Source organism: Niabella terrae (assembly GCF_054783135.1).
The window spans coordinates 316,876-340,759 of record NZ_BAAGRD010000005.1; the positions used below are offsets into that span (position 1 = coordinate 316,876).

Genomic DNA, 23,884 nt, shown 5'->3' on the forward strand with positions numbered 1-23,884 from the left:
GTTTTTTGAAAGTTTATGGGTTTTAATACAGTTATTCTATGTCAGGTCAATGATCCTAAGGGGTTAGGTAAATTCTTTGCTCAACTGTCGGTTTTACATCTTCTGGTTCCTGACTTTATTATAGATGCCCCGGTGAGCAAGCAATGGTGATAGGGTCGCCATTTTATTTTGTTATGTGGCTTCAAACGCTACCAGCCCAGATAATAGTCTGCAGGTATCCAATCAGGTCGTTTCAGGTCAAAGAAGTCCTCCAGCATGTTTTCAGCAACACAGAAGGCGCCTTCGACCCAGCCTTGCTGGTCGGAGTAGGCTTCGCCACAGATATAAATAGATTCTGCTTTGTCAGGGTTACGCATGTATTGCATGACTTCCTGGATATTGTAATTGGCTTTCCATGCATGGTAACCGCCGCCATAAGGGTCGAGGGTCCAGTCTTTGAACCAGGTGACATAGGGGTTGGGTATGTCCTCACGGCCATGTAGTTCCCGGATCTGATGCATGGCTTCATTAACCATCACCTGGGTGGCCTGATTGGATTGCAGTTTGAGCAGCACTTCAGCATCCACATCTGCGGATGCCAGCAATTTTTCAGGTTTGAATTGGAATAGCTTTCTTTTGGGACCAAACGGTTTCCGCGAACCCGCCAATGTCTGCCAGAAAGTAATCGTATTCATGTCGTTATAACTGCTCAGAAATAAGGAACGACTGTTGTTAGGATCGGTTCCAAAATAATAGCACTGGCGCATGGGCAGGTCGGTAATGGAATGGCCGGCCTCTATTCCAAAGTCTTCTTTCCACCAGGGGGTCTCAAATCCCATGAGTATTTTCAGGGAAGGTTCTTTGATTACGGAAGCGATATTCTTTTGCAGGACTTTTTGCGTGTCCTGGTTAAAAAAGAAATTGTTTTGATCCAGGAGCTCAAGTGATCTGCGCGGCATCGCCAGAATGATTTTGTTCGTTTCTAAAACCCATTTTGACTGCGTCACCACGTTAAAAAAAACAAGGGAATATTTGTACGGCCCTGATAATTGTTTGGTAAAAGTCTCCAGGCGATTTCCCATCCATATATTGGCTCCGGCTTTTTGCAAATAGGCTTTTGCTAATGCGTAAGCAATCAGGTCATAACCGCCGTCGATAGTTTTATAGGTCGATCCTGCATTCGAAAAATCACCGACCATATAAGGAAAGGCCTCTGCGGCATTCCAATTGATCGTATTGGAATAATAGCCGCCGGCTACCGACAGAAACGTATAACCTTCTTCCGAAATCCGGTCCTTGATCAGGTTCCAGAATCCAATATCGTTGACCCGCATTCCCTGGTACGGCCCATCGAAATTATAAATCAGTTGAGGTTTGATATCGTTCCATTGTTCTCTCGTGATCTTAAATTCATACTGATAAGGCGCCGGGTTAGAAATTAAACTACCATATACTTTCATAAATGCAGGATCGGCGGCTAAAACATCATAGATTATTTTATTAAATAGCTGATCCGCGCTGTAACCGATATCGTCTTCATTTAAGTAGTATCTTGTCTGTAGTTTCTCTCCTTTATTCTGTGCAGCCACCCAATCACCCATATGTACACGCTGCTTCCTGAAATAGCCGAAGAGATCAGCGTCGTTTCCCATAGGGAAATCCACATGCTGTAATTCATCTTTAAAGACATCCTCAATAAGGGAAGTGACGATCTCCTGTGAGGTCATATAACGCATTCCGCCTAATTCTCCGGTTATGCTCATGCCTGGCAACTGAACCGATTCCAATCGGCCGCCAATGCGGTCGCCCATTTCGAATATCTGGACCTGATCTGCAGACATTGGATTTTGCACATCATGGGTGAGGCGATAGGCACTGTACAAACCTGAGACGCCGGCGCCAATGATGGCCACTTCGACTGCACGGATGTCCGGTTGTCCGACTTTCAGGGGTAGATCTTTTGTTTTTGTTGTTTTCATGAGATGGTGTAGTTTAATTGCTGAACAAATACAGATGGGGAAAAGGAAATATGCAACATCATTTTAATGAGGTGAAATATTGAGGACCTAATCGGAAGGGACTGATGTCATAATCAGTTTTGCCGTCCAACGCCATGTCGGCAAGCAATTTTCCCAGGAAGGGGATGAATTTAGCGGCCCAGCCCGTACCATAGATTGCGATATCCTTGTGGCCGTCAATATAGTTCGGTGCAAAATCCAGTAGTAGTTCTTTTCTTTTAAGTTTTGACAAGGCAATAAGACAGGTCGAAGTATGCGTAGGCGTGATATCCAGACCCGTCATGTGATCTTTTACCCATTGGGCAGTATAAGCGAGGGCCTGAGGGTCGGGCTTACGGGTGGCATCCTCCGGATTAGCCAATGGCTGGATAACAAAATCAGGTGCCACTCTGATATACCCCGGATAATCCCAGTCCACTGCCGGAAACCCATAGAACTGATTGCCGTTAGCTTCGATGGCATTCTGAAAGACAAACCAGGTCGGATACTGGATTTGGGGATCCTTTATTTTAAAGTAGGCGGAAGACATTTCCCAATAAGTAACGGCTACTTCGAATTCTTGTAAGTTAAGCACCTCATTAATATAGGGACCCGGTGTTATTACCAGCTTGGGAGCGGTGAAAACACCGTTTGCAGTTGAGATATAAAAAATACCATCTTTTCGTTCGACTTTTACCACCTGGGCATTTTCCTCTAGTTGAACTAAGGGGTTTTTGTTGTTCAGGTCAAAAAGCGATTGCAGGGTAGCTGCCAGGTTGATGCTGGCTCCATCGGGCTGAAACAGTCCCGTATAATTTTGGGGTAAGTTTTTAAAATGGAAATTCTCCTCGATATTTTCGACCGTCAGGCTGTCATATTTTACGTGTAACTGCTGAAGCGCTATTTCTGCTGCAGCAATATTTCCTTCGGTGGAATCAACCGTTGGGTCTCCAAACCACAGCGTGCCCACTTTGTCCATCAGGGGTGATGGCGTAAGCTGCTGAAGAGCGTCCCAATAAGGCTGGGAATCCAGAGCCATTTTTACCATATAGGTATCAGGATAGGGGATGCGGTATTGCCGGGAAATGCCGGCAGAACTGCCATTCTGATTTAGGAATTGAAACCTTTCGAGTACCAGCACGGATGCCTTTCTCTTACTGATTTCATGGGCGCTGGCAAGCCCCATGGCGCCACCGCCAATTACGATAACATCGAAGTTATTATCCATTTGAATATTATTTTGATCTTAAATCCTAAACGAGTACATACCTATGCCTGTACGTCAAGAATCAGCTTCCTGAAATAGTGTCGCTTAAAAATTCTAGCGACAATAATTGTATTTAAGTTAAATACTAAAACTAATTGAACCGTGTCCTTAAAATTGGCCGGAAAAAACTATGCAGATTAGAGGGTTACTTTCGCAATTGCCTTTCCGGTTTTTGGAACAGAATTTTGATTAAATTTTAATTTGATGGTTTAAAATGGCCGCATAAATATAATATAGAAATTCGAACTAGGCTAATTTTTTTAAATTAATAAACTATGAAATAGTTTATTAATTATAAGATTCCTGAAATTCATTTATCCGAATGAAATTCTATAACTGTGCTTGCAGGCTATACCAGCCTGATTGCAGCAAGCTACTTTTATCGTGAGTCGTCGAAACAGCAATTGTACTTGTTTGTATGATAGCAGTTCAAGAGAATAAGATTTTTTTTGACAGGGTCCCGCAACAGGTTACGGAGATTAGCTTCCGGGAGTTTACATCCTTGTTGAGGGGTGTGAGTGAAAGGGCATTACACCTGCCGCAACATCCCCCTTATAATGTCGTTTTTCCCCCTTGTGGCTGTAAAGATCCGCATTTACCTTTATGAAAAAATTTAACCCATATGGGGAAGTTAAAATTGCTGATGCAGATTTCCGTCGATGGTTATGTAGGAGGACCGGAGGGTGACCTTGACTGGCGGGTATGGAACTATGATAACAAGTTAAAGGCCTTTGCAAATCACCTCCGCGATAGTAGTAGTGTCATTCTCCTTGGCAGAAAAATGGCAGAAGTTTTTATTCCGCATTTCGAGCAAATCGTGAATGATTATCAACCTGAGAATGGAGATAGGTTAGTTGATGAAAAGTTTGCATACGCCAAACGGATGGTTGATATGTCAAAGCTTGTCTTTAGTAAAGTCCTGAAAACAATTGACGGTAAAAATGCTTCTGTGGGAAACGGTAATATGGTTACTTTAATTAATAATCTCAAACGTGAAAAAGACATGGATATGATTGTATATGGTGGCGCTGGATTCGTTTCATCGCTCATCAAAGAAGGATTAATTGATGAGTTCAACTTATTTGTCAACCCTGTAATGATAAGCAGAGGATTAAGGATTTTCGATCTGCTTGAACGCAGACAAAAACTCACCCTGATAAATGCCGTGCCCTATCCATGTGGAATTGCTGTTTTGACCTTCAAACCCAATCATGGAAATGAAAATTGAATAAAGGAATTACGATAGATGAAAGATTGGCGGCCAACAATAATTGGCATGTAATGAACATCTTTTTACAAAGACGTACTTTTCGGTGTCTTCGAAGAACCTGAGATTTGAAAACTTGAGTTAAATGGTGATGAAAATTAGGAACCTGGTCGAACTTTTTTCTATTCTTCCCGAAGATGAAAAGATTATTGTGGATGTATTACGGCAAATCATTATTGAAACGCTTCCGGAATACTGTAAAGAGAAAATATCATACAATGTTCCATTTTTTTATGGTCACAAGGGTATATGTATTATTTGGCCTTCAACGGTTCCGCGTGGGGGTATTAAAAAAGGAGTTCTTTTAGGTTTCTGGCACGGAAACAAATTAAATGATCCGGATGGTTTTTTGTCCCATGGTACAAACAAGCAAATTTTTTATGTAATCTATCAAACTCCGGAAGAAATCGATGAAGCAGGCATTAAAAAGTTATTGAAGGAGGCGATTAAATTTGACAGCAGTTTCAAAAGGAACACTTGAGTTCCGCAGTTGGTTTCGGGCACCGTTGTTCGATTCCGATGGTAAGATTTAATCCGTAAAAAGCAAAAGCCGCTAAAACTTTGATTTTAGCGGCTTTTCGGTTTCTTTAAACCTTAAAAAGTCGGCCTGCCGGGACAATTTTCGAACCATTTTTTGGAGGTTTTGGGAAGCTTGGCCTCAGAAAATGGAAGCTTAATATTTTAATTTACAATCATTTAGGTATTTATGGTTATACAATGATAGTAAATGGTATTCGGTTGCACTTTAGCGTTATACAAACTTTCATGCCGGGAGAGCATACCAGAAATCCAGTGCAAGCCCTCATTCAGATAGGTTGATCCTACCTCATTCAGCAATTTGGAAATGGAATACAATACTTCGGGATGATGCCCTATATCCTCGCACACCTGTTTAAAGAAAAGGCTGTCGTCGGGTTTTAATAAATGTCATTCCCTCGCAGTGTCTTTCCACCGCTGCCAAGCGATTCGAACGAGGCTTGTTCGCGCTGGTGAAACTTAGTTTTGAATGTGTTCCAGTTCGGTGCCGTCATTTGAACAGATCCTCCATGGTGACCTCCGAAACAATGCGGCCGATGTAATAAATATTCTGTTTCGTTCCATAGGTGGTGATCATGGTTGGAAAAATCGTTTTCCTCGTTTTTGTTTGATCCTTGAATACCTGGACTTTGCTATCCAGTTCACCTGCGTATTTCTTTTCAATGGTGAATTCACCTGCCGAGAATTTCATTTCGCAGAGGTTGATGCAGTGGTCAGCACGGTCAAGCAGCAGATCCACCTGCGCGCCTTTTTCACCTTTCTTAGGGATGTAACGCCAGCCCGATGCTTCGGTATATACTCCGGCAATTCCCAGGGCATCCTTGATAACATCCACATGTTTCTGGCACACCGATTCAAAAGCAAAACCGCTCCAGCTGGTATAGGATTGTGTTTGCGAAAGACGAAGCCAGGTTCCCGCGCCGGTAGCCCGCGCTCCTTCGATGAATTTCAGGTAGAATAGGCTATACTCATCGGACAGTTTATAAATGGCATCTCTTACTGTGCGATCAAATGGTATGTACTGGGTGATGAAACCCGATTGTTCCAATTCGTTAAAGAGTTCAGTGGTCCATCCGCCTGTAGTAAAACCACAGGCATCGATAATCTCCGCCCGCGTCATACCTTTTGCTTTTTTGGAAAGAACCCTGACTATCGCTTCATGATTTTCTGCATGCGCAAACAGGGATTGGTAGAGATCATCGAATTCAGTTTTGAGCATACCGCTTGTCATGAAACAGAGTCTGTCGATAGACTGCGCGGCGCTTTCCCCCTTTTTTATTTGCTTTAAATATTGCGGGATGCCACCCATCGCCATATAGAGTTGCAGGATTTGGTACCGGTCTAACTTTACTCCATGATGATGAAGAAAATGCTCCGTTTCGGCAAGGGTGAAAGGCAAAAGACGGATGCGCTGTGTCACGCGGTTATGTAATCCCCCACGATCATTGATAATATTGCGGATGATCCATGACGCTGCCGATCCGCAAATAACTACTTTCATGAGTGGGTGACGGGAAGCCCAGGTATTCCACCAATGCCCAAAGGTCTGGAGGAACCCCGACTTCGGGGTGCAAAGCCAAGGAAGCTCATCGAAAAGGATCACCACGGGTTCCTTTTTAAGGAGAGTCTTTAGGTGATCGCTTAACAGGCTGAATGCATCGATCCAATTGGTGGGGTCAGCAGGCGCCACAGGAATAGCCATGGATGTCTGCAGTGCGAGGCTGAAATTGTGTAACTGATCTTTCAGTCTCGCTTCGTGTACCCCGGTTAATTCAAACCGAATATGTTTGTCATAATGATTGTGGATCAGAAACGTTTTTCCAATCCGTCTTCTTCCGTAAACAGCAATTAGCTCCGCATCCTTGGATTGCAAAGCATCACTGAGTATCTTTTTTTCCTCTTCCCGCCCGATAATTGTTTCCATTCAATATTTATAATACTCCACAAATATACAGTTTTTACTACTTGTGGAGGAGTATAATAAATTAAAATACTCCACAACTATGCCTGAAATGACAGATATGGCGGATTTTAAATGCCTTCCCGCCAAGAGCCGACCGCCCCTAATACATATAAGGAAAGATATAGTCCGCGTAAGGATCATCAGGAAATCCTGCAGCGGTGTCTGCAATCCATCGAATTCCTTCCTAAATTTCCGGATGGCCGCTGCTTCCGTTGTCCTGAGCGTATTGGGACCAAAGGGATGCGTGTGCCATTCGCCAATATAGCCCAGTTGGTTACCCGAAGGAAGGAAATTAAACCGGTTCGAATTCTGTCAACATTTTCGCCTCTTTAAATGCTTGGTCAAGAGAACAGATGCAATTAAGTGATTTTTCACGAAGGGCAATTTCTTGATTATAAGTTGCTCTATACTGGTGAACTGCTCATTGGCTAAAGACCAATGGGCTTCGTGCTTCACAGCGACTTGCTTACTGCTCCGAGGAGTTAGAAGTCTTACTTATCGCTCCACACGTGTACGCGCAAGTCCCTTACGAGGTTTTTACATCTTATACTGATGTTGCAAATATCAGTATTATACAAGAAAACAATTTTGTGCCTTACATCCCAAAAGCTAAAGACTTTTGGGTTTTACGGCACGGTTTATAAAAAAACGGCACCATTTGTCGTTAAATGGCGCCGTTTGGCTTTAGTCGGGATGACTGGATTCGAACCAGCGACCACACGCCCCCCAGACGTGTACTCTAACCGGGCTGAGCTACATCCCGAGCCTTCTTCGCACGAAGCGGAAGGGCGGCAAATGTACATAATTTTCATAAAAATTCAACCTATCTTATCAATATTATGTGTAAAATCTTCAATTAAAAATCAAGGGTAGTTATCCCGCTTGCCTTATCTTCGCAACTTAATGAACCTCATCATTAAGCAGGCAAAAATTATTGATCCGACTTCCGCCTATAACGGTCAAATTGCCGATATCCATATTGCCGGCGGCAAAATAGTTTCCATAGGTAAAAGGTTAAACGTCAAAGGAGCTGAAAAACTTGAAATCAGCGGGCTGCATGTGTCGCCTGGCTGGTTAGATCTGTTTGCCGATTTTGCGGATCCCGGATACGAGTTTCGTGAAACACTTCAGTCAGGGGCGGCGGCAGCGGCCGCAGGCGGATTTACTGATGTCTGTATCCTGCCGAATACCAAACCCTCCATTGATCAGAAATCTGTGGTGGAATACATTGTACAGAAATCCAAAAGCTTGCCGGTAAGCATACATCCGCTGGGTGCTATTACCCGGGGTGCCGAGGGCCGGGAACTGGCTGAAATGTATGATATGAGGCTAAGCGGTGCCGTTGGGTTTACGGATGGCAAAAATCCGGTGCAGGCGGCAGGCATACTTGTAAAGGCACTTCAGTATACAAAATCCTTTGATGGGGTGATCATTCAGTTGCCTGATGACCGGACCATTCAGCCCAACGGGTTGGTGAATGAAGGCATTACTTCCACAAGAATGGGCCTGCCCGGACGGCCCGAAATCGCCGAAGAAATTGCAGTGGCTTCCGGGATTAAACTGGCGGCTTATGCCGAGTCCCGCCTGCATTTTACCGGCCTGAGCACTGCGGGATCGCTTAAAATGATCAGGGAAGCCAAAAGACAGCAAACCGGACTCAGTTGTTCCGTGACGCCCTACCATTTGTTATTTTGTGATGAGGATATTTCGGGTTACGATACCAATCTGAAGGTCAATCCGCCCTTACGAAATAAGAAAGACCGGAAGGCGCTGCAAAAAGCGCTGCTGGACGGACTGATAGACGCCGTTGCCTCCCATCATTTACCACAGGACAAAGACCATAAAGTGGTGGAATTTGAGTATGCCAAAAATGGGATGCTGGGCCTGCAGACCCTGTACGGTGCATTACATACTGCCCTACCCGAGATTTCAGAAGAACGCTGGGTAGAGCTGTTGGCCATCAATCCCAGAAGAATTACTTCGCTGCCGGTTCCTACGATCGAGACGGGCCGGGAAGCTTCGCTGACCCTGTTTCAGCCTGAGGAGAAATGGATTTTTGAGAAGCAGGCCATCCGTTCGGTTAGTAAAAATTCCCCTTTTATCGGACAGGATTTTACGGGAAAGCCACTGGGTATTGTTCATAAAAACCAACTCACGTTAAATTATTGATATTTTGAAGATTAATGCAACAATTAAAGGCCTGATTGCCGGTCTGCTCATGGTGCTGGTCGGCGCCCTGCTGACCCTGAACAAGACCGATCAGCAATCCGGGCTGCATTATATCGGCTACCTGATATATGGAGCCGCCATTGTCTGGAGCCTGCTGGCATTTGCCAGGAAAAATCCCGGAGCGAAGTTTGGTGCCCTCTTCAATCAGGGCTTCCGGTGTTTTATATCCGCAACTTTGGTGATGGCGATCTATACCTTTATCTACTGGAAAACCCATCCGGAGTTGGTTGATTCTATTGTGGAGACTTCAAAAATAGAGCGGATCAAGACGGCGAAGGACCGCACCCCCCAGGAAATCGAAAAGGAAGCCCAGAATACCAAAAAGTATTTCATTCCTTTCGTGATCTCAGGCGTCATCTTTTCCAATCTCCTTATCGGTGCCATCGTCACGATGTCAGCTGCAGGAGCCTTATATTTGCGTGATAAACGACCCTGATGGATATATCTGTAGTCATACCTTTATTGAACGAAGAAGAATCGCTTCCGGAGCTGACTGCCTGGATCGAAAGGGTCATGGAATCACATCAGTATAGCTACGAAGTCATTTTTGTGGATGACGGCAGTACCGATGGTTCCTGGGATGTAATAAAAAAGCTCCGCGCTGTCAATGCCCGAATCAAAGGGATTAAGTTTCAGCGTAATTATGGTAAGTCTGCGGCGCTGAATGAAGCTTTTCGGGCTGCCGAAGGTGATGTGGTAATTACCATGGATGCCGATCTTCAAGACAGCCCGGATGAGATTCCGGAACTTTACAGAATGATCGTGGAAGACCACTACGACCTGGTGAGCGGCTGGAAAAAAGTACGTTATGATAATACTTTGACCAAGAATATTCCCTCCAAATTCTTTAATGCGGTTACCAGCAAGGTCTCCAAAATTAAATTGCATGATTTTAACTGTGGCCTGAAATCCTACAACAGAAAAGTTGTAAGAAGTATTGAAGTCTATGGTGAAATGCATCGGTATATTCCTGTGATCGCCCGTTGGGCCGGTTTTAGTAAGATCGGCGAGAAAGTGGTGGAGCACCGCAAACGGAAATATGGTGTAACCAAATTTGGCTGGGACCGCTTTGTGAAAGGCTTTCTGGACCTGATGTCTATTACATTTGTCGGCAAGTTTTCAAAAAGGCCGATGCACTTTTTTGGTCTCTGGGGCGTGGTTTTCTTTATGATCGGTGCCATCACTTCCCTGGTACTAATCATTTCCAAAATTATTGATGCCGAATACGGGATTACCAACCGGCCTTCATTTTATATAGCACTTACCGCAATTATAATTGGTATGCAGATGTTCCTGGCAGGATTTCTGAGTGAGCTGATCTCCCGTAATTCGCCGGGCCGCAATGCCTATCTGATTGAAGATAAGACCGGGATCAGCTAATCCGGTGATACAAGTTTTTGCTATTTTCCCAGGGTTTTTCAAGCCTGTTCCATAACCCTCCCGTTCCCTAGTGACTCCGAAGCCTTCGGATGTCAGTAGCCGGATTCGGATTAATTTCTCTATCTTTAAAGGGAATCTAAAAACCATCCATGAAACTGTTAGCACGTTTGACGATTTGCAGCCTTTTTTTGACAGCGGGGTATGGTAGCCTGCTGGCACAGATAAGAACAAAACAGGAGAAGGGCTATTTTAATATTACTAATATTGCAGAGCCTCAGTACCTGCAGTCCATTGACTCGTCCAATCTGGATCACGGAACGGCCTATATCAGGAACCTGGGTATTTCATTCAGTACGGTAAATGGTGTTTTCCTGAATCCAGGTCTTTCTATTGGATTGGGACTGGGACTCCAGTTTACAAAATATAAGGCAGACGAATCCGGTATGCTCGATGAGGATTTTTTGCCGCCTGAAGATTATTATACTAAAAGTCATATAATGACCCTGTTGCCCATTTTTGCTGATTTCAGGTATTATCCTTCCAACTTTCGCAACAATATGATGCTGTTGATCAATGTGGGCTATGCACCCTTATTAAATATTGGTGAGGATATGGACCGGGAGCAATTGAATGGCGGCCCTTTTGTTAAACTCGGTGCCGGTTATAAGGTGGAGCTGAGTTCCTCGATTTCATTGCTGCCATCACTTAATCTCAATGCCCAGCGTTTCGGTGATAATACCGCAGTCGGAGGCAGTGTGGGCCTGGGGCTGATGTTTTAGTTCCTATCCACTTGATAAGCTATCATCTTAAATCTGAAGTATTAGGCTGCATCTATAGCCGGGATACCCAATTTATCTAAATCAATCACTGCTCACTCTTCTAGTTTCTTTCGGAATTGTTCTGCCTTCCGGCCTATCAGCCAGAAGGAAAGTGCCAGCAGCGCGAAAAAAATGCCCTTATTGGTTCGGTCCCAGAAATATTCAAAGTACCGCGTATAAATATTCAACAGGAAAAAAACGATGACGATATCCCGTAATGTGTCCTGTTTGGTACGGAAAGTATAAATCAGGAGTCCTGCCAACAATCCGGTATAAGCAAGAGCCCAGAGTACGAGTTTTCCCTGACGAATAGCCGTCCATACATCATAACCGAGATTGCCCGACACCGACACCACCAGACCGGAAAGCAGGAAGAAAACCCAGCTGCTGTACCAGGAGATATTGTAAAAGCCAAGAAAAGAAGGCTGCTGACGCAACAGGTAGGTACCCCCTATGAGCAGCAGGGCAAATACGGCCATACGTAAGGGGTAATTCATGCCCAAGAAATAGGTCATCCGTTCGTCTGAAGACCAGGCATAGGTTTGTGTTCCCCAGGCGCTGACCAGGGCCAGCAGTGCACAAATCCAGAGTAGTTTGGATTTCAGGTAAAAAGCTGCCGTGCCGTAGAGTAAGGCTACGATAAATACAGCCAGCCCGTAGGACTGGATGTCTGAACCCAGACTTCGGGCGAAATAAGCCACAGCGATACCGATCGTTAATGCAATCAGAATGGTAAAGCTTTCGTTTGCAAGGTGGGCATAAGGATGCTTACGGGCTCGCTTTTTGGCCAACCAGCAAAGCAGCACCGACAAGGTGGCGAAGATCATTCCAATAATCATTTCTGAAAAGGAGAAGAACCTGCGGAGTCTTTCGATCCATTTTTCATCGAGTACCAATGCTCCGAAAGCCAATAGTGCACAGGAGATGGCGGCAATCATGGCATAAAAAGCCACCGTGTCGAACGGGCTGTGGTAGGAGGCTACCGCTTTTTTCAGGCGATCCGCAGTTGCTTCATCCAGCAATTGCGCCTCCTGCCATTCTTCAATGGCTTCCTTCAGAAGTCTGCTTTTTTTACTGTTGATTTTCATGATTGTCCTGATACAAATGTATGTTTTAAACAGCAGATCGCCCTGGCGGTACCGGGTGCCTGGCTGTTGGTAGCAGGTACGGGGTTTGGTTTATGATTATCACCTATTTAGGCGATGGGTAATTGGCAATAACAGGTTTGAAATGCGCTAATTTTAATGCGGATTACCAGATGACACCCTTTCAGTGACCCGGTAATGTGCTACCAATTGGCTTTTTAAACTTCCAGGTCCTCTTGTAGCCGATCGTTGAAAGGTGGCGGCTTATCTGCCGGAGCGGTAGCAAATACATGACTGTTACCCGGCCATCCAACTGCCTCCGGCATAATTGGACTGCGGCGGACCGGTCGGAAATCACAGCTGGTGTACCGCAAGCGCATTGAACGCTACAGCCTGAGAGAACAGCAACCGGTAGGTCGTTCAGCAATACGACAGTGGGAAAACGGCCTTTTTAAATTGGAATTTTATGAACGATGCAGTAAATGCAACTACGATGTCAGCGGGTCAGTTTTCAATTGATTGGGATGATATCTATTACGATATTAAAACCCAGAAGGCCATTCTGGTACTGGGACCTGGATTTCTGGCGCAGGGAGAGAAGTCGGCCAGGGAACTGCTCTATGAGGATCTCTGCCATAAACCCGATAACGGGGTGCTGCATTTTAATACCGACTATGAAATCTTCCTGTTTGAAAGCCAGTTTCACAAAACCAAGGCACAGAAATATGCCAGCCTGTTTTATGAAAAAATCAAACCCGATCCCGATATTCTTAAATGTATATCTGAATTGCCTTTTCCTTTGATTATTAACACCAATCCCGATACCGCACTGTTGGGCGCCTATAAGGAAAGTTCCAAAAAACTGCAGTTTGACTACTTCACCGGCAGGGCCAGTAAAGTGCCGGCTGAAATCGCCAGGCCCGACAAGGATACGCCTTTGGTTTATAATCTTTTTGGCGCGGCGGCACCGGAATCGCTGGAATCCGTGATTATGGATTTTGAAGATATGTTCGCGCACCTGAAGGCACTTTTTGAAAATAGCCGGCAGGTGCCGGATGCTTTCAATACGATTTTAAAAGAAGCTGATACTTATATATTTGTCGGATTCAGCATCGAAAAGCTGAGGACGCAGTTGCTGATGCGCTATATTAATAATAAGACGCATGATTTTGATAACCGCGATAAAAACTATACGACCCGGGCCACCGGCATTGATAAAGATTCTGAATCTTTTTTTACCCAGCAATTCAACATTAAATATTATGGTACGCCGGTGGAGTTCCTTAATGAGATCCATCGCTTGTATTTTGAATCCAAAACCGTCGATGATACTGCGGGAATACTCATCAAGCCATTCAAGGAGTTGGCAAAGAACTATATCAGCCTGAATGAACTCGATAAGGCATTCGAGATATTGAAAAGTAACGTATTCGATGGGGACCAGAAGAATGAACTCATCCTGTATCAATTGCAATATGCTTCTTATTGCGAAAAACAGGCAGCCGGCACTGAATACAAGATGAATCTCGATGTCGAATTGAATAAACTTGCCAAATCGCTGCTTGATTTTATTGACCGGCTTACTTTAGATAATGGTTGATGGATATGGAAAAAATGTACCGATATCCGGGCGTCCGACCCTTTACCACTGAAGAACAGGGTATTTTTTTCGGACGTGAACAGGATGCGCAAAAATTATACGATTTGCTGATGCTGGAAGAGTTGGTCGTATTGTTCGCCAAGTCCGGTCGTGGCAAAAGTTCACTGATCAATGCGGCATTGATTCCGATGCTGGAAAAAACTACCGGACAGGATCGATTTAGCTATACACCGGTAGAAGTCCGGCTGAGTGATATCCGGGGCAGCCAGGTTTCACCCATTGATAAGATTATTGCCCGTTTAAATGAAGTCGCGCCCGTACCCGCCCATTCCCACCCCGTGCTGGATATGTTTGCGTATCGGTTTCGGCTTTGGCATCATTTCAAGAAAATTCAGCTAACCCAACCCCGCCGGGTTATCCTTATTTTCGATCAGTTCGAAGAGTTCTTCCACCTGTCATTGGCGCAGCAGCAGGAATTCAAATCCGAAATTTCAGAACTGCTTTATAGTCCGGTACCTCAGATCGTCCGTGAGCATATTGATGAACTGACACATGAACAGTACGATATGCTTGCGCAGCCCATGGACATCCATATATTGTTTTCTATTCGATCCGACCATTTAAGCAGCATGCATTCCATGACGGACCTGCTGCCCAATCTGCTAAAAAACCGCTTCGAGATATACAGCCTTTCACTACCGGAAGCGAGGGAAGCCATCCTCAGGCCGGCTGCCATACAAGACCCGGATACTTTTATCACTCATGCTTTCACTTATGATAATGAGGCGCTGGAAGCCATATTGTCACAGTTTACCGGGCGGGAACAGGATGAAGGGGGCGGCATTGAACCCTTCCATCTGCAGATCATCTGTCAGGCCTGTGAAGTCCGAATTGAAGAAAAGCTGCGACAGGGCATACCGGATTTTGAGGTCAATCCTGCGGACCTGCCGGCATTCGATGATCTTTACGGCGATTATTACCGCAGACAGTTGGGGAAATTACCCGAAGGATTACGATTGAAGGCCGGTTTACTGTTGGAGGATCATCTGATTCATGAAATTGGCCGAACCGGTGAATATCGGCGTATACCTGTGGACAAGGACGTACTCATCAGTGATATGTCCCGTCTCGGTGCTTCGCCGGAATTGCTGGACCGGCTCGAAGAAGTATTTCTGATCCGACGGGAGCCCAATACCGTAGGCGGTTATAGCTATGAAATCGCTCACGATACGATTCTGGATCCAATCGTGAAGCAAAAGAAACTGCGGTTACAGGCTGTCAGGGAGGCGGAATTGCAGCAGTTAAAACTTTCAAAACAGAAGATCGAACGGGAACGCCGGCTGGGGCGTATTACCCTGGCCTTTCTTACTTCCATCATTATTGCTTTGATTTGTATTTTTTACTGGGATAATTTTTATTTCAGTTACAAAATGATGACATCGAATGACCAGTACCCGGTCATAAAAGACCGGGAGAAACTGCAGCTGGCCGCAGATATTCTGGAGAATGATGTGTATAACACCGCCGCAAAAATCGGGTTTACCGATATCAATACCTGGGAAGCAGCTCAATTGATGATGGCGCTTTACCGGGACTCAGCATTTGATGGTAACCACCGGCTTCGGGGCCAGTATCTGGGCTTGGCGCAACGTACGCTGAAAACCAAATCCTGCAGCTGGAACGAGATCAGGCATTTCGATGATATCAGGGCCAGTAGCTGGATCATCAGTGCCAACGGTATGCTGGGTCTTAACCATGCATTTTCCTGTAATCCTGTCAACTTTTTACTGGATCATCAGGATTCGAGCGGCGCCTGGCCCATGTATGTCCTGCCCGCGACTGTGAAAAACTACAATGCGACCTATGCGACCTGTCATGTCCTGCGGGCACTGAACAATGCACTTCCTTCAATTCCGGACAGTCTGCAGAAAGTCCGGACAAGGCTGGCCATTGAAGGAGGGGTGCAGTGGTTGTTAACCAGTATTAGTGACTTTAAGAAAGCCCGTTGGGGCGACTATGATCAGAAACAGGGGCGATACGAAAGTCTGCCTGTGTCGATGAGTATTTCCGGATTGGCCATACATACCCTGAATATCCTGGGAAGTAGTACCGATACTTTGAATCAGCACTGGTTGAAAAGCCTGCTATTGTCAGATGCTGCCATGGATATTAACCTGCGGGAAAGAAGTGATAAAAGTTTTCTGGATGATAATTTGGATGTGATACTCAAGGACGAGACAAGACACCTGATTCTTCCCTGGATGCTAATTGCAACGGTAGACGCTTATTCCAGCGGTACTTTCTCTGAAAGACTCAGGGCCAATAAATGGATCAACCGGGTCATTGAAAATCTGGATCCCGGGCTATTGCCACAGACCGACAGATTTGCCCGCGCTGAAGTACTGATTTCATTGCGGTACCTGATGAAAGACAATTATACCTTCAAATAATGACTATGGAACAGATAGATCAAATTCAGCAATATCTGGAGAAAGGAAATTTAAAAAAGGCCCTGGAATCACTTGCGGAACTCACTAAAGAAAATCAGGACTGGAAGGAACAGGTAGCCCTGCAGTCCGGGAGGTACCATGAGCTTCTCAGAAAGGAGCAGATGGGCGTAATCAGTTATGAAAATGCCAGTCTGGGTAAAAATCAGGTGGCATTCGCCCTGATCCAGCTGGTGGCAGCGATCGAAGCGCAGCTGGAGAAAAAGTTGCATCGTGTATTTATTTCTTACAACCACCAGGATGCAGTCATTGCCGGGAAACTCCGTCAACGCCTTCAGGCAGCGGAAATTCAGGTGACGATGGACAGTGCCAGCATGCAGGCCGGCCAGTCAATCGCTGATTTTATCAGTACCGCAATTAGGGATACTGAAACAACTTTATCAATCGTTTCAGTGAAGAGCCTGCTCTCCGCCTGGGTCGCTATGGAAACCCTGCAGACCTTTGGTTTGGAAAAGGGGCCGCAATCCAAAAAATTTATACCCTGTTATACCAGTCCCGATTTTTTTGATCCGGGATTCACAGATAACGCGCTGGAGCAGATCGGAGACAAGATTGCCGTTCTGGCCCCATTGCTCGAACAAAGGATAAAAAGCGGTCAGGATACCCTGGATATACAGGATGAATATTCCCGGCTCATCAAGCTCAAAAACAACCTGGGAGAAATTATCGGAAAGCTCAGGGGCAGTCTTTGTATGGATATTAGCGACACCGGATTTGAAGCCAGTTTCCCCCGTATACTGGAGGCCATCCGTCAGTAGCATAGGATCGATGCCCTGAACCCGGGTTTATCTGGAGAATGGCCGGCTGTTTTCAAATTCCCGGTCACGTTTACCACTCAGGTAATAATTGGGCGTCTGGTTGGAAGGCATCAGTTTCAATATTTCACGGAGCAGTTTGCCATATCCTCCTTCAAATTTTCCCTTTTTATATACTTTGAGCAGCTTTTCCGTAAAAAGTCCGTTCTTATTGCCATCCAAAGAGGTCTGATTGTCCTGACATCCGGAAAGCAGAATGATGGAAGCCTTAATCGCCGGTGTTTTTTTAGTGCCGGATCTTGCGGTCGAACTGTTCTGGTAAAGGCTCTTGTGCTTCTGATAGACTTTGGGTCCATTTTTCATCAGTCGGCTGCGTTGCGGCAGGGCCTGGTCCAATTGACCATCCGGCCGGATGGCACGGGAGACCGTACCGCTATGGCAGCTGTCAGAAATCATAAAAATGCGTACACCGGTCCGGAATTTTGCCCATAGCGCTGCCAGTTCATCATCCAGGATCATACGGTCATAGAGACACCAGGTTTCGTCATAACCGTCCAGCTCATCCCTGTTTTCATCCGGTACATAGGCGCCGTGCCCCGAGTAGCTTATCAGCAGGCTGTCCCCTTTTTTAAGTTTTCGGGCGGCGGCTTTCAGCAGATCCGTCAGTTTTTTATAAGTGCCTTCCTCATTGGTGATCAAATGTGATTTATCGAAGGCTTGCGCTTTTGCAATGGCGATCATATCCCGTGCATCATTAATGCATCCGTCCAGTGGATAATCGTCGCCATAATGACCGGGGTCGATTTTATTAAGTCCGATATGGATCGAAAGGGCGTAGCTCATAACCAGTAATTTAAAAGGTATCAGGAGATCTTGGATATCGACAGGCAAGGTAGACCAAAACCAGCGAATCTGACTTTCCGGCGTATCGCATAAATGGGTGAGCCTTCGCTTTAAAGCTTATCTTTCCGGCAAATATTCTGAATCGTGAATACTGATTATCTTTGCAGCCCGTAAATAAGTACGGAGAAGCCTCCTGCATTGAAAATCCTTGGATAAGCCAGTGGTTACCGGGGAGCTGGAATCAAGAATGAATTGTTCAATTAAATTATAATATGTTTCGAACCAATACCTGTGGTGAGCTGAGAATCACCGATGTGAATAAAGAAGTAACCCTGGCCGGCTGGGTACAGACCGTACGTAAATTTGGAAGCATCACTTTTGTGGATCTGAGGGATCGGTACGGCATTACCCAGTTATTATTTTCTGAAGCATTGAATGAAGAGTTGGAAGCCAACCCCCCGGGCCGGGAATTTGTACTTCAGGTGTCCGGTCGGGTGAACGAACGATCCAATAAAAATTCCCAGATTCCTACAGGCGATATTGAACTGCTGGTAACGGAATATAAAGTACTTAATGCAAGCCTGACGCCACCGTTCACGATCCAGGAGGATACCGATGGCGGTGATGACCTGCGTATGAAATACCGTTATCTGGATCTGCGGCGTAGTTCGGTAAAACGGAATATCGAACTGCGGTATGCGGTAAACCGGGCCACCCGAGACTACCTGCATCAGCAGCAGTTTATGGATATTGAAACCCCTTTTCTGATTAAATCCACACCGGAAGGTGCCCGGGATTTCGTGGTTCCCAGTCGTATGAATTCAGGGGAGTTTTATGCCCTACCGCAGTCTCCCCAGACTTTTAAGCAATTGTTGATGGTGAGCGGCTATGACCGCTATTACCAGATTGTAAAGTGTTTTCGGGATGAGGATCTTCGGGCGGACCGCCAGCCTGAGTTTACCCAGATTGATTGTGAAATGTCCTTTGTGGAGCAGGAAGATGTATTGACAATGTTTGAAGGACTGATCCGGTATATCTTTAAAACGGTTAAGAATATCGATTATACCGAACCCATTGCAAGGATGAGCTGGCAGGAAGCCATGTGGCAATTTGGGAATGATAAACCAGACATCCGATTTGGAATGTCTTTGTTGAATCTGAAGTATCCTTCACATGTTTTCGGAAATAAACCCGATAACAGTACACTGATTAGTGGCGCAGATTTTCCGGTTTTTGATCAGGCAGAAACGGTTTTGGCCATCGCCGTACCGGGCTGCAGCGCGTACACCCGTAAGCAAACAGATGCATTGACAGAATGGGTAAAACGCCCACAGATCGGCATGAAGGGGCTGGCATTTATCAAATGCAATACCGACGGTAGCTATAAGAGCAGTATCGATAAATTTTACGATCAACAGCGACTCAAGGCCATCGCCGATGCGGCTGGTGCCAGCGCCGGAGACCTGATTCTGATCCTGGCTGGCGCTGAAGAAAGGACGCGTAAGGCGATCAGTGAACTGCGACTGGAAATGGGGGAACAACTGGGAATGCGAAAAAAAGACGATTTTAAATTATTGTGGGTTTTGGATTTTCCGCTTTTTGAATACGCCGAGGAAGAAAACCGATGGGTTGCAAGACACCATCCTTTTACGTCTCCCAAGCCTTCCGATATTGACACCATGATTCAAAACAGTCCCGTAATTAAAAATGCAGCCGAATACCTGAAACATCCCTATGCGCATATAAAGGCCAATGCCTATGATATGGTACTTAATGGCAATGAAATCGGTGGGGGTAGTATCCGGATCTACCGGAAGGAACTGCAACAGAAAATGTTTGAAGCCCTGGGTATGAACGCCAGTGAACAACAGGAAAAATTCGGTTTTCTATTGGGAGCATTCGAGTACGGAGCACCTCCGCATGGCGGAATCGCCTTTGGATTTGACCGGCTCTGCGCCTTACTGGGGGGTAGTGAAAGCATCCGGGACTTTATAGCATTTCCCAAGAATAACAGCGGCCGGGATGTCATGCTGGATGCGCCAAGTGCCATCGATCTGAAACAATTGGAGGAATTGTCCATCCGGTTGGCGCCGGAGTCCTGATACAACTTTATCTCAAGCTTTGATTCCATGCTGTAGCATTTCTCTTTCAGAAGCGCTGCAGCATTTTTTTATCAATCGACTGCCGATTCGCGCAATTTTACGCATGAATAGTCCGATTTTTTCCGCAGTTTTCCGCACGGACTGCTACTATTTGCATTTTATTTCTGCTTTATGCTGTTTTTTGCTATGTAATTTCTTATCTTTAGCATAGATTTAACTAACGGTGGAGGAAAGCTTGCGCGGTTCAATAGTAACGATTGAAAGGGCTGTAATACATACTACCGGGTAACGGTAGCAATTTGTCGGAAAATCATAGATCCTGTCAGGTAAAACAGGAGACGGGTAATCATCTTCGGTGCAATGATCTCGTCATCGGCATATGTACGACACGTATTCACCGCTATTTAAAAAAAATCCAACAGATCAGGTTTTTGAATTAAAAAAGTAGAAAATGAAAAAACTAACTAACAGCATGGCTTTGCTATTGGTACTGTTCGTCTGCTGTCCATTTCTGGCAATAGCCCAGACGAAAGCGGTTACCGGGACGGTGACGGATGAGGACGATCTTCCCTTACAGGGCGTTTCCGTAACTGTGAAGGGCGGTTCAGAGGGAACCAGTACCAACAGTAACGGTTTCTACCGCATTGATGCAGCGGCGGGTGATTCCCTTATCTTTTCCCATGTCGGTTACCAGGCTTACAGTGCACGGGTTGGCAATCGTTCCGTCGTTGATATACACCTGATCTCTGATAAAGGTGCCCTGGATGAGGTAGTGGTGACAACGGAGTTTGGTATGAAACGGGTCGCCCGAGCGGTGGGTTCTTCTGTGCAACATATCGATGGTAAAACGGTTGCTGAATCCGGAAGGGACGCTTTTATTTCTGCTTTGCAGGGGCGTGTTCCCGGTTTGAACGTCACATCTACCAGTGGCGCACCCGGTGCATCCACCACGGTTGTACTGAGAAATATCACTTCCATTTCCGGAAACAACCAACCATTATACGTTGTCGATGGGGTACCTATGAATAATTCCACATTCGATCCCTTGGGTATGGCCGGTGGGGGAGTGGACGTGTATTCGGTCCGCAATCTGGATTTCGCATCCCGGGGTAATGATTTTAACCCGGAAGATATTGAAGAAATTACGGTGCTGAAAGGCGCAGCTGCAGCAGCACTTTATGGATCTGATGCCTCCAACGGTGCCATTATCATCACAACTAAGAAGGGTAGGGCAGGAAAAGGCCGGGTTACCTATAGTAATTCTTTCCGTTGGGATATGGCCTATGGCTATCCTGAGACCCAGAGCAAATATGCCAATGGCGCTTACGGCACGACCAATTATTATTATACTTCCAAATACGGAGGATTGTATCCGGAGGGCATGCAATTGTATGACAATATTGCGGCGATTCTCCAAACCGGTTTTTCACAGAAACATAATTTATCGGTGGAAGCGGGATCGGATAAAGCGACCCTTCGTGCGGGATTTTCCTTCCTGGGTAGTGAAGGAGTAGTGAAGACCACAGATTTTGACCGGACCAACCTGAGCCTTTCCGGAAAAGCCAAAATTACCGAATGGATGAATTTTGAAGGTTCGGTACAGTATACCAAAACTAATAATAACAAAGTGCTGAGAGGCACGGACGGTCCCTTATACCGCGCAATGATTTGGCCGGATGTAGATGATATGTCCAACTACCTGGCAGCTGATGGTATTCATATGCGGAACCCGGATTACTATATAGATGTTGACCTGCTCAACCCCTTGTTTGCGATGTATAAAAATAAAAACTTCGACAAGTCAGACCGGGTGATCACAAATATGGCGATTAATATTACGCCTGTTAAACATACTTTTATAAGGGGCCAGATCGGTTGGGATGTAGGTATGCAGACTTTTGAAAGTTCCTGGCATCCCTACTATGCTTATGACAATGGGGGTGATGGTTCCTATAACCTGGTGCATTCCAATTTTTCGGATCCTACCGTCAATATCCTGGCGGGTTACAACAATAAGTTTCTGGATGATAAGTTTTCTTTTTCCGGCCAGGTGGGATACCACCAACTGGAGAATGGGGTAACCCGGCAGTCGACCTACGGATCGAAGTTTCTGGTGGCGGATTTTCAGTCCATCAACAATACCGACCCCGCGACCATTACCTCTATTCAAAGAAATTCCAAACGCAGGATACAGGCGATATCAGGACAATTCGAGTTTGGCTATAATAATATGGCATTTATAACCCTGCGGGGACGGAATGACTGGTCCTCCACCTTACCGGTAGATAACAATTCGTATTTCTATCCGGCAGCAGAAGCTTCTTTTATCCTGACGGAACTGGCGGGTTTGAAAAACAGCAAAACCTTCAGCTTCATTAAACTTCGGGGATCCATTGCCCAGGTAGGTAAGGATGCCGGTCCACTGGAGATTTACCCCCAACTGGAAGAAACCGGATTGACAGGAGGCGGTTTTAAATACGGCTTTACAGGACCCAACCCCAAACTGCGCCCGGAAATGACGACAGCCCATGAAATCGGCTTTGATACACGGCTGCTCGACAATCGGATTAACGCCATGTTTACTTATTTTACCACCAAGAATGAAGACCAGATTGTTAAGGGATTCAGGCTGAGCTATGCTACCGGTTTTGTACTTAATACGATGAATGTTGGTTCCTTTAAGACCTGGGGCTGGGAAGCGCATGTCGATGCGGATATTTTGCGTGACCGGACCGGACTTACCTGGAATGTCGGCGTGAATGCCTCCCGTGGTAAATCTAAAGTGATTTATCTGCCGGAGAATGTTACCGAGTACTACAATGCCTATACCTGGAATTCCGGTAATATCCGCAACGGGATCATGGTCGGACATCCCATTACAACGCTTACCGGTCGGGCTTATGAGCGCAATGACAAAGGCCAGGTATTGATTTCGCCGACTTCCGGTCTGCCAATAACGGATGATCAGTGGAGTGTGATTGGTGACAGGGAGCCCCAGTTGCGTTTTGGTTTTGTAACCAGTCTGAGCTATAAAGGACTCCGATTATCGGGACTGCTCTCCGGAAGATATGGTGCGACGGTGGTCAATGGTACCAAAAGACTCATGATGTCCAGGGGAACCAGCTGGGAATCCGTGGCTTTGCGGGAAGCTGACCCCGTAGTATTTAACGGTGTATTGAAAGACGGTAATGAAAATACCGATAACCCAACTGTCAATAATATCTCTGTGGATTACCACCTATATGGATCCAGCATTTTCGAGGGTGGTGATGAAAACTGGTTGGAAAAGGATGTAAATTATCTGCGTTTGCGGGAGCTCAGGCTTTCTTATTCGATACCGAAAACGATGTTGAGCCGTTCCCGCGTGATCTCGGCACTGGACGTATATATCATTGGAAATGACCTGGCGACCTGGACGAATTATTCAGGTATCGATGCGGTGGGTAACACCGTTTCGGCAGCCGCAGGTGGTACCGGGGGAGAGGGATATGATGTATGGTCGCTTCCGAACCCGAGGGGTATAACGGTGGGCCTTAGCTTAACATTAAATTAAAA

At 45.7% G+C, this 23,884-nt stretch carries 16 protein-coding genes and 1 tRNA gene; 11 read left to right on the forward strand and 6 right to left on the reverse strand.

Annotated elements, in window-relative coordinates; translation table 11 throughout:
• Nucleotides 1-188: 188 nt before the first annotated feature.
• Nucleotides 189-1,958 (reverse strand): flavin monoamine oxidase family protein, encoded by a 1,770-nt coding sequence (locus ACYVI9_RS07295; RefSeq protein WP_460762678.1) that lies wholly within the window; start codon nucleotides 1,956-1,958, stop codon nucleotides 189-191.
• 58 nt (nucleotides 1,959-2,016) lie between these two features.
• Nucleotides 2,017-3,204, reverse strand: coding sequence for an FAD-dependent oxidoreductase (locus ACYVI9_RS07300; RefSeq protein ID WP_460762681.1), 1,188 nt, complete (start codon nucleotides 3,202-3,204; stop codon nucleotides 2,017-2,019).
• Between the two features lie 661 nt (nucleotides 3,205-3,865).
• On the opposite strand from ACYVI9_RS07300, the gene ACYVI9_RS07305 reads away from it, so the two are divergent.
• Together ACYVI9_RS07305 and ACYVI9_RS07310 are read left to right on the forward strand one after the other, a co-directional pair.
• A complete protein-coding gene (locus ACYVI9_RS07305; protein WP_460762683.1) occupies nucleotides 3,866-4,471 on the forward strand; it encodes a dihydrofolate reductase family protein in 606 nt (201 codons plus the stop codon).
• Nucleotides 4,472-4,595: 124 nt separating this feature from the next.
• The gene (locus ACYVI9_RS07310; protein ID WP_460762686.1) at nucleotides 4,596-4,991 is read left to right on the forward strand and encodes a DUF1801 domain-containing protein; all 396 of its coding nucleotides are present in this window, start codon (nucleotides 4,596-4,598) and stop codon (nucleotides 4,989-4,991) included.
• A gap of 546 nt (nucleotides 4,992-5,537) precedes the next feature.
• Here ACYVI9_RS07310 and ACYVI9_RS07315 read toward each other — a convergent pair.
• Complete coding sequence (locus ACYVI9_RS07315) at nucleotides 5,538-6,971, reverse strand: AAA family ATPase (protein ID WP_460762688.1); 1,434 nt, start codon at nucleotides 6,969-6,971, stop codon at nucleotides 5,538-5,540.
• A gap of 727 nt (nucleotides 6,972-7,698) precedes the next feature.
• Nucleotides 7,699-7,773: transfer RNA gene (locus ACYVI9_RS07320), tRNA-Pro, on the reverse strand.
• Between the two features lie 140 nt (nucleotides 7,774-7,913).
• Between ACYVI9_RS07320 and ACYVI9_RS07325 the strand changes: the two genes are divergently transcribed.
• From ACYVI9_RS07325 to ACYVI9_RS07340, 4 genes are all read left to right on the forward strand, one after another.
• Nucleotides 7,914-9,179: a dihydroorotase gene (locus ACYVI9_RS07325; RefSeq protein WP_460762691.1), complete on the forward strand. Its 1,266-nt coding sequence runs from the start codon at nucleotides 7,914-7,916 to the stop codon at nucleotides 9,177-9,179.
• A 4-nt stretch (nucleotides 9,180-9,183) separates the two neighbouring features.
• Entirely contained in the window at nucleotides 9,184-9,675 is a 492-nt protein-coding gene (locus ACYVI9_RS07330; RefSeq protein WP_460762693.1) for a DUF4199 domain-containing protein, read from the forward strand.
• Nucleotides 9,675-10,619 carry a glycosyltransferase family 2 protein gene (locus tag ACYVI9_RS07335; RefSeq protein ID WP_460762696.1) on the forward strand — a complete coding sequence of 315 codons (945 nt, stop codon included), beginning with the start codon at nucleotides 9,675-9,677 and terminating at the stop codon, nucleotides 10,617-10,619. Before ACYVI9_RS07330 ends, ACYVI9_RS07335 begins: the two co-directional genes overlap by 1 nt.
• A gap of 149 nt (nucleotides 10,620-10,768) precedes the next feature.
• Nucleotides 10,769-11,398 (forward strand): hypothetical protein, encoded by a 630-nt coding sequence (locus ACYVI9_RS07340; protein WP_460762698.1) that lies wholly within the window; start codon nucleotides 10,769-10,771, stop codon nucleotides 11,396-11,398.
• Nucleotides 11,399-11,490: 92 nt separating this feature from the next.
• On the opposite strand, the gene ACYVI9_RS07345 is transcribed toward ACYVI9_RS07340, so the two are convergent.
• On the reverse strand, nucleotides 11,491-12,525 hold the full coding sequence (locus ACYVI9_RS07345; protein WP_460762700.1) for a hypothetical protein: 1,035 nt from the start codon (nucleotides 12,523-12,525) through the stop codon (nucleotides 11,491-11,493).
• Nucleotides 12,526-12,988: 463 nt separating this feature from the next.
• On the opposite strand from ACYVI9_RS07345, the gene ACYVI9_RS07350 reads away from it, so the two are divergent.
• From ACYVI9_RS07350 to ACYVI9_RS07360, 3 genes are read left to right on the forward strand one after another with little or no spacing between them, the layout of a single operon-like run.
• A complete protein-coding gene (locus ACYVI9_RS07350; RefSeq protein WP_460762702.1) occupies nucleotides 12,989-14,122 on the forward strand; it encodes an SIR2 family protein in 1,134 nt (377 codons plus the stop codon).
• 5 nt (nucleotides 14,123-14,127) lie between these two features.
• On the forward strand, nucleotides 14,128-16,572 hold the full coding sequence (locus ACYVI9_RS07355; protein ID WP_460762703.1) for an nSTAND1 domain-containing NTPase: 2,445 nt from the start codon (nucleotides 14,128-14,130) through the stop codon (nucleotides 16,570-16,572).
• 5 nt (nucleotides 16,573-16,577) lie between these two features.
• Nucleotides 16,578-17,387 (forward strand): TIR domain-containing protein, encoded by an 810-nt coding sequence (locus ACYVI9_RS07360; protein ID WP_460762706.1) that lies wholly within the window; start codon nucleotides 16,578-16,580, stop codon nucleotides 17,385-17,387.
• A gap of 27 nt (nucleotides 17,388-17,414) precedes the next feature.
• On the opposite strand, the gene ACYVI9_RS07365 is transcribed toward ACYVI9_RS07360, so the two are convergent.
• Complete coding sequence (locus tag ACYVI9_RS07365) at nucleotides 17,415-18,227, reverse strand: caspase family protein (RefSeq protein ID WP_460762708.1); 813 nt, start codon at nucleotides 18,225-18,227, stop codon at nucleotides 17,415-17,417.
• A 272-nt stretch (nucleotides 18,228-18,499) separates the two neighbouring features.
• Here ACYVI9_RS07365 and aspS point away from each other — a divergent pair, with 272 nt between their 5' ends.
• Nucleotides 18,500-20,329, forward strand: a complete 1,830-nt coding sequence (gene aspS, locus ACYVI9_RS07370; protein WP_460762711.1) for an aspartate--tRNA ligase — start codon at nucleotides 18,500-18,502, stop codon at nucleotides 20,327-20,329.
• A 451-nt stretch (nucleotides 20,330-20,780) separates the two neighbouring features.
• Nucleotides 20,781-23,882 carry a SusC/RagA family TonB-linked outer membrane protein gene (locus ACYVI9_RS07375; protein WP_460762714.1) on the forward strand — a complete coding sequence of 1,034 codons (3,102 nt, stop codon included), beginning with the start codon at nucleotides 20,781-20,783 and terminating at the stop codon, nucleotides 23,880-23,882.
• Nucleotides 23,883-23,884 lie beyond the last annotated feature (2 nt).